Here is a 7,918-nt window from a genome sequence, read left to right as displayed (position 1 = left end):
GATTGCGCAGCGTCTCGCGCCAGTCCTTGGCCTCGACGTACGGGGTGGCGAAGACGTACTGGCGCAGCGCGCGGTCGGCCATCGCGTTGAGCAGGTCGTCCTTCTTGCGGAAGTACCAGTAGATGCTCGTGACTCCGACGCCCAGGTGCTTGCCGAGGAGCGGCATGCTCAGGTTGTCGATCGACACCTGTTCGGCGAGCTCGAAAGCTCCGCTGATGATGTCGTCGGGATTGATCGAACCGCGTTCACGCCGTTGACGCTTCTCCGCGGTCGCCTGCTTCGCCACTCGGGAACCTCCATCGTTCGATGCCACGTCGTGCCGCTCCGGAAGCCGGGGTGGTGGTCGTGAATCACCGGCAGCCGGTATTCTGAAATGCGCCTCTGCAGTCGTGTCGCGGCGCTACCGTGCACGCGGCCTTACCGTCGGGCGGCTGGTGGACACCGGCCACCGTGTTTCCACTCTTCTACTGTAAGTCCTATAGTAAGCTTTTCTATCATCGTCCGGCGGCAACCGGCCAATGGTGTTGAGCGGCAGGCGAAAGGGGCACTGTGTCAGACGAGGTACTCACCGAACGCCACGGACGGACTCTGGTCATCACCATCAACCGTCCGGAGGCGCGCAACGCGTTCAATCTCGCCGTGGCACAGGGCCTGGCGGATGCGATGGACGAGCTCGACGACACCAATGAGCTGTCGGTGGCGATCGTCACGGGCGCGGGGGGCACCTTCTGCGCGGGGATGGACCTCAAGGCCTTCATGGCCGGTGAGGTTCCCGCGATTCCCGGGCGCGGCATCGGATTCACCGAACGTCCGCCCCGCAAGCCGGTCATCGCCGCCGTCGAGGGCTATGCGCTGGCCGGCGGGACCGAGATCGTGTTGGCCACCGACCTGGTGGTTGCGGCCAGGAACGCCAGATTCGGTATCCCCGAGGTCAAGCGCGGGCTGGTGGCCGCGGGCGGCGGCCTGCTTCGGCTGCCGCACCGCATTCCGTACCAGAAGGCGCTCGAGCTGGCGTTGACCGGCGACAACTTCACCGCCGAAGAAGCGTCGGGATGGGGGTTCGTCAACGTGCTGACAGAGCCCGGCGAGGCGCTGGCTGGGGCGATGGCGCTGGCCGAACGGATCACCGCCAACGGTCCACTGGCGGTGGCGGTCACCAAGGAGATCATCGCCAAGTCGGCAGGCTGGAGCGAGGACGAGATGTGGAAGAAGCAGAGCGACCTGATCATGCCGGTGTTCGCGTCCAAGGATGCGATGGAAGGTGCGACGGCATTCGCCGAGAAGCGCGCGCCGAACTGGACAGGAACCTGACGGCACCCGGATGGACCTCGGGTTCGCGAATGCGACCGCCGTCGTCGTCGGCGGGGGCCGCGGTATGGGCCTGGCGACCGCGTCCGTAGCACCCACCCTGCGCAGGATGTTCCCGTCGATCGTGACCAACGCCGACTACTGCTCGTCGGTCAACGACGCGAACTTCGACCGTGTCGTCGGGCTCATCGACGATGCCCGGACCAAGGGTGCCCACGTCGAGGCGGTGGCACCGCCGGGCGAGCACCTGCCCGACCGTCACACCCGCAAGATCGCCCCGACCATCGTGCGCGACGTCGACGACAGCATCGCCACCGAGGAGACGTTGGGTCCGGTCCTGACCGTGCGCACCTATGACCGTCTCGCCGACGTCATCGACTACGTCAATGCCCGCCCGGCACCGTTGGTGGCGTACTGGTTCGGATCGGACGACGACGACTTCAGAAGCTTTGTGCAACGCACCCGAGCGGTGGAGTCGCCCGTAACGACTTTGCCGCACAGATGATCCCGTCAGCTGCGCCGTTTGGGGGAGTGGGCCGCAGCGGCATGGGCGCCTAGCACGGCAAGGCCGGGTTCGACACCTTCAGCCATCACCGCACCGTGGTCGGCACCGACCTGCCGTTCACCATCACCGGACGCGCGGCGCCGCCGTTCTCCCGGCCGATGCGCGCCACCACGTCGCTGGCGCTGGCGATGGCGCGCAACCGCACCCGCCGCAGGCTCAGGAGTCGCTGATGGCCTGTTCGCGGGCCCACCGGTAATCGGCCTTGCCCGCCGGACTGCGCTCGATGGCGGGCCGGAACACCACCGCCTTGGGCAGCTTGTAGCGCGCGATCACCTCGGCGGCATGGTCGATGATCTGCTGCGCGTCGGCGGTCACACCGTCAGCCAGCGCGACGACGGCCACCACCTCCTGGCCCCAGCGCTCGCTCGGTCGCCCGGCGACCACCACGTCGGCGACAGCGGGGTGCGACGCGATCGCGGACTCCACCTCCTCGGCGAAGATCTTCTCGCCACCGGAGTTGATCGTCACCGAATCGCGGCCGAGCAACTCCACCGACCCGTCCGCCAGATGGCGGGCACGGTCGCCGGGGACGGAGTACCTGACCCCGCCGATGACGGGGAATGTCGCGGCGGTCTTGACCGCGTCACCTTTGTAACCGAGTGGGACGTAACCGCGTTGGGCCAGCCAACCCATGCCATCGTGGCCGGGTTCGAGGATCGAGGTGAGATCCTCGGAGGCGACGAAGGTGTCCGGTCCCGCCGTGAACTTGCCGGTCGACACCGCGCCTGACGCCGACATGTGGGTCATCTGGGCGCCGGTCTCCGAGGAGCCGACGCCGTCGACGACCATCAGGTTGGCCTTGCTGTCGATCAGGCGCTGTTTGGCGGTCGGGGTCAGCTGGGCGCCGCCGTTGGCCACCACTGCCAGTGACGAGAGATCCGCCTCGGTGCGCTCGAACGCGTCGGCCAACGGACGGGCCATCGCGTCGCCGACCACGGTCACCGCCATGACCTTCTCCCGCTCGATGGTGCGCACCACGTCGTCGACGTCGAGGTGGCTGGTGACCGGCGAGAACACCACGGTCTGACCGGTGGTCATCGCCGTCAGCACGGCCCACTGGGCGGCGCCGTGCATCAGCGGCGGCAACACCATCAGCTTGGTGCCGGGCGCCTCGGCACAACGGTTGGTGATGTCCTGGTAGCTGGTGGCCAGCTCACCGGTGTAGAGGCTGCGGCCGCCGAACGAGGTCATGAAGATGTCGTGTTGACGCCACAGCACGCCTTTGGGCATGCCAGTGGTCCCACCGGTGTACAGCACGTACAAGTCGTCGGGTGACGGTTGCACCGGTGGCGCCTCGGTGGGCGCGTCGGCGATGATCGATTCGTAGTCCACGGCGCCCGGCAATAGCTCGTTTCCCGAGTCGTCGGCGATCTGGATCAGCACCTCGAGCGCCGGCAGCTCGGCCAGCACCTCGGCCAGCCGCGGCGCGAATGCGGCGTGGTACAGCAGTGCGGTCGCACCGGAGTCCGACAGCAGGTACTGCAGTTCGCTCTTGACGTAGCGGTAGTTCACGTTGAACGGTGCGACCCGGGCACGCCACGCGCCCAGCATTCCCTCGACGTACTCGGGACCGTTGTGCGCGTAGATGCCCAACAGATCCTGGCCGGCCTCGTGCCCCGGTAGCTCGGAGCGCTCGTTGTGACAGCCCAGCCCCCGGGAGTGCAGATAGGCGGCCAGACGGGTGGACCGCTCGACGACCTGTGCATAGGTGAAGCGGCGTTCACCCTGGACGATGAACTCACGACCACCGATGACGGCGGCGACGGCATCGGCGGCGGCCGGGACGGTGAACTGGATCGACTCGGTCATGGGAGGCACTCTAGACGCCCCTGCCGCGCGGGTAGACAGTTGGTCGAAAGTTGTATGGCCATCAGGTGCGCTCCCAAGCATTGATGAGTTCGTCGGTGGTTATGACCGTCGCCAGCAGGGACAGAGTGTTGTCGACGATCGCTTCCGCGTAGCCGGCTGGGATCCCGGCGACCGCGTCGCGCGGGAGCACGACGCGATAGGCCGCATTGACCGCGTCCATCACCAGGTTGGTGATCGCGACATTGACCGAGACCCCGACCGCGACGATGGTGGACACTCCGAGGTTGCGCAGGATCGAATCCAGGTCCGTACCACCCATCGGTCCGAGGCCGTGCCACCGCGCCAGCAGGAGATCGGTTGGGCGGAACCCGAGTTCGTCCACCAGCTGCGTGCCCGGGCTACCGGGGCTGATGTTCACGCCGGCAGCACCGAACGCGAAGATCTTGGCGTTGTGGTTCGAACCCAAGCCGTCAGGGCGGCGCTGCACCACACAGTGCACGACCGATCAACCACGACCCCTTCCTGCCCTTGACCCTGGCTGCCGAACACACCACCAGTATCGAGCTGGGCACCAGCATTGCGGTTGCGTTCGCCCGCAATCCGATGTCGGTGGCGCAGATCGGATGGGATCTGCAGGACTATTCGCGGGGACGGTTCATCCTCGGGTTGGGCTCTCAGATCAAGCCGCACATCGAGAAGCGGTTCAGCATGCCGTGGAGCAGGCCGGTGGCCCGGATGCAGGAGTTCGTGACGGCGCTGCGGGAGATCTGGTCCTGCTGGCGGGAGGACAGGGTCCTGAGCTTCGAGGGCGAGTTCTACACCCACACGCTGATGACGCCGATGTTCGTTCCGCCCGCACACCCTCACGGCTACCCGAAGATCTTCGTCGCGGCCGTCGGGGACCGGATGACCGAGATGTGTGGGGAAGTCGGCGACGGGATGCTGGCGCACGCCTTCTCGACCCAGCGGTACTTCCGGGAGGTGACGCTTCCGACGCTGTCCCGGGACTGCAGCGGGCTGGCCGGCAGCGCATCGACGTCGAGGTGGCCAGTCCGCTGTTCGTCGTGACGGGACGCGACGAGGCGGAGCTGAGGTCCGCCGCGGTGGGCGCCCGCAAGCAGATCGCGTTCTACGCGTCCACCCCGGCGTATCGCACGGTGTTGGAGCTGCACGGCTGGGGCGAGCTTCAGACCGAACTGCACCGATTGACACGTGAGGATCGGTGGGACGCGATGGGCACGCTCATCGACGACACCATCCTCGCCGAGTTCGCCGTGGTGGCGCCGGTGGACGAACTGGCGCACAAGATCCGGGCCCGTTGCGAGGGACTCACCGACCGTGTGCTGGTGGGCTTTCCGTCGACGGTCGACGAGGCCACGGTCATCGACGTGGTAGCGGAACTGCGCTGCGGCGCATCGAGTACGAAGAAGGAGTCGGGATGAACGTTCGAGTTGTCGACGAGGCTTCCAGGGTGTTCGCCGACCCCACGGCCTACGCCGACGAACGCAGACTGCACGACGCGTTGACCCATCTGCGGCAGACCGCACCGGTGTCCTGGGTCGATGTGCCGGGCTACCGGCCTTTCTGGGCGATCACCAAGCACGCCGACATCATGGCGATCGAACGTGCCGACGACCTGTTCACCAACTCGCCCCGGCCGGTGCTGACCACCACCGAGGGTGATGAACAGCAGGCTGCCATGGGGGTCAGCACGTTGATCCACATGGACGATCCGCAGCACCGCAAGGTGCGCGCGATCGGTGCGGACTGGTTCCGTCCGAAAGCCATGCGGGCTTTGAAGGTTCGGGTCGATGAACTCGCGAAGTTCGTGGACCAGATGGCCGACCGGGGTGGCGAATGCGATTTCGTGACAGAGGTCGCCGTGAACTTCCCGCTCTACGTCATCATGTCGCTGCTCGGCATCCCGGAATCGGACTTCCCCCGGATGCTGACCTATACCCAGGAGCTGTTCGGCAGCGACGATGCCGAGTTGCAGCGCGGGGTCACCATGGAGGAGCGCGGGCTGGCGCTGTTCGAGATGTTCACCTACTTCAATGAGATCACCGCGGCGCGCACAGCCCACCGAAGACCTGGCATCGGCGATCGCCAACGCGCGGATCGACGGCGAGCCGCTGTCCGACATCGACACGGTGTCCTACTACCTCATTGTCGCCACCGCCGGGCACGACACCACCAGCGCCACCATCTCGGGCGGACTGCAGGCGCTGGTGGAGAACCCGGACCAGTTGCACAGGTTGCAGCACGACCCGAATCTGATGGGGTTGGCCACCGAGGAGATGATCCGGTGGGTCACCCCGGTCAAGGAGTTCATGCGAACCGCACAGCAGGACAAGGTGATTCGGGACGTGCCCATCGTTGCGGGGGAGTAGGTGCTGCTGTCCTACCCGTCGGGCAACCGGGACGAGGATGTGTTCACCGAGCCGTTCCGGTTCGATGTCGGGCGAGACCCCAACAAGCACATCGCGTTCGGCTACGGAGTGCATTTCTGTCTCGGTGCGGCCTGGCCCGCATGGAGGTCAACAGCTTCTTCTCGGCGTTGCTGCCGCGGCTGAAGTCGATCGAGCTGGCCGGCACGCCGGAGCACACCGCCACGATCTTCGTCGGCGGCCTCAAGCATCTCCCGATCCGATACGAGCTGTCCGGCTAGCCCACGTCCCCAAAGACCAGGCCACCGTCGGAGCACTCCGCAAAGCCTCCGAAGGCCACGACGTCTCCATCCAAGCCCTCTCACACCACAAAGAGGGTGACCGTGGCGGCGGGGCAGGACATTTCGACGCCCTGAAAGCAGCGGCGCGCGGAAACTCCTATGCATGCGTTGACGTTTTCGGAGAACCCGGCGGCGATGGGGTATCCGTCGTTTCATGATGAGTACTGGACGCCGGTGTGGGGTCGGATACCTGGCAGTTTCGTGATGTGGTGATTCCGAATGTGGCGTTGAATGCGGTGGCGGGTCGGCCGCGGTGATCGCCAACCGCCCCGACGACCCGATATGCACATTCATCACCGTGTCGGTATCGACCAACGCCTCCCTGATCAAAATCATCTCGTCCTTGTGCATGACGGTTCCATTCTGTGGGCGCTTACCGTATGGATTACAGTTTAGCGCGGCCGGCTCGTGCGGCGAGTCAGTTGCCGCGCTCGTAGTGGGCACGCACCACGTCGACGGTGTCTGCCTCGGCAGCGTTCTTGTCGTGGCGGTAGCGCACCACCCGGGCGAATCGCAACGCCATGCCGCCGGGGTACCGCGATGACGTCTGCACACCGTCGAACGCGATCTCGACGACCTGCTCGGGCCGTACCCGGACGACATACCCGTCGGTGGGCCCGGTCGCGAGCTCGAGGAACCGCTCGGTCTGCCAGGCCAGCATCTCATCGGTCATGCCCTTGAAGGTCTTACCCAGCATGACGAACCCGTCGGTGTGCGGGTCGCGGGCACCCAGGTGGATGTTCGAGAGCTTTCCGGTCCGTCGGCCGGAGCCCCACTCCACGGCGAGAACGACGAGGTCGAGGGTGTGGACGGGTTTGACCTTCAACCACCCCGCACCGCGGCGGCCCGCCTCGTAGGCTGCAGCCGGCGACTTCGCCATCACCCCCTCGTGCCCCGCGGCCAGCGTGGTGTCGAGGAACCGTTGTGCGGCAGCGACATCGGAGGTGGCGAGCCGATCGACCCGCTGGTGACCGGGGACGATCGCGTCCAGCGCCGCGAGGCGCTCGCTGTTGGCCCGATCGAGTACATCGTCGCCGTCGACGCGCAGCAGATCGAAGAAGAACACCGACAGCGCGTGGGAGCCCAATCCGGCGGCCCCGCCGCGGCGCCCGAACCTGGATGCGGTGACCTGGAAGCGGTGCGGGCGGCCGTCGGGTTTAAGCGCGATGGCCTCCGCGTCGGCGATCAGTTCGGTGACCGGCAGCGCCAGGGCGGCGCGGACAACCTCGGGCAGCCGAGCGGTGACGTCATCGAGGCTGCGGGTGAAGATCGAGACCGCCTCACCGTCCCGGTGGATCTGCACTCGCGCGCCGTCGAGCTTCGCCTCGAACACCGCGGCGCCACCGAGGCGCTCGAGCGCTTCACCGACATCGGACGCGGTCTGGGCGAGCATCGGACCGACCGGCCTGCCGACCTGCAACGTGAACTGCTCGAGCGCGCCCGCCCCGCCGGTCAGGGCCGCCGCAGCCACCGCCGGAAGGGCTCCGCCGAGCATCGCGGCCCGGCGC

Annotated in this window: 4 protein-coding genes and 4 pseudogenes; 4 read left to right on the top strand and 4 right to left on the bottom strand. The window is 66.7% G+C overall.

Going from position 1 to position 7,918, the window contains the following annotated elements; translation table 11 throughout:
* Window positions 1–286: TetR/AcrR family transcriptional regulator (locus tag WA944_RS12150; protein ID WP_526371504.1), on the bottom strand; the 286-nt coding region annotated here is incomplete at its 3' end.
* Between the two features lie 263 nt (window positions 287–549).
* Between WA944_RS12150 and WA944_RS12145 the strand changes: the two genes are divergently transcribed.
* Together WA944_RS12145 and WA944_RS12140 are read left to right on the top strand one after the other, a co-directional pair.
* Window positions 550–1,311: an enoyl-CoA hydratase/isomerase family protein gene (locus WA944_RS12145; RefSeq protein ID WP_526371502.1), complete on the top strand. Its 762-nt coding sequence runs from the start codon at window positions 550–552 to the stop codon at window positions 1,309–1,311.
* A 94-nt stretch (window positions 1,312–1,405) separates the two neighbouring features.
* Window positions 1,406–2,043, top strand: a pseudogene (locus tag WA944_RS12140) (aldehyde dehydrogenase family protein); the annotation flags it as partial.
* Here WA944_RS12140 and mig read toward each other — a convergent pair.
* Both mig and WA944_RS12130 read right to left on the bottom strand, forming a co-directional pair.
* Entirely contained in the window at window positions 2,030–3,682 is a 1,653-nt protein-coding gene (gene mig, locus WA944_RS12135; protein WP_526608135.1) for a medium-chain acyl-CoA ligase Mig, read from the bottom strand. The pseudogene WA944_RS12140 and the gene mig sit on opposite strands and share 14 nt — an antisense overlap.
* A 61-nt stretch (window positions 3,683–3,743) precedes the next feature.
* Window positions 3,744–4,184: pseudogene (locus tag WA944_RS12130) on the bottom strand (cysteine hydrolase family protein); the annotation flags it as partial.
* A gap of 2 nt (window positions 4,185–4,186) precedes the next feature.
* Between WA944_RS12130 and WA944_RS12125 the strand changes: the two are divergent.
* Both WA944_RS12125 and WA944_RS12120 read left to right on the top strand, forming a co-directional pair.
* Window positions 4,187–5,124 (top strand): annotated as a pseudogene (locus WA944_RS12125) (LLM class F420-dependent oxidoreductase); the annotation flags it as partial.
* A pseudogene (locus WA944_RS12120) lies at window positions 5,121–6,350 on the top strand (cytochrome P450). The pseudogenes WA944_RS12125 and WA944_RS12120, both read left to right, overlap by 4 nt.
* A gap of 478 nt (window positions 6,351–6,828) precedes the next feature.
* Here WA944_RS12120 and WA944_RS12115 read toward each other — a convergent pair.
* The coding region (locus WA944_RS12115; protein WP_526646981.1) for an ATP-dependent DNA ligase at window positions 6,829–7,918 on the bottom strand (1,090 nt) is incomplete at its 5' end.

It is taken from the genome of Mycobacterium sp. (assembly GCF_049683355.1).
Lineage (GTDB): Bacteria > Actinomycetota > Actinomycetes > Mycobacteriales > Mycobacteriaceae > Mycobacterium.
The sequence above is the reverse complement of the archived record's forward strand: the minus strand, read 5'-3'. Positions and strand labels throughout refer to the sequence as shown.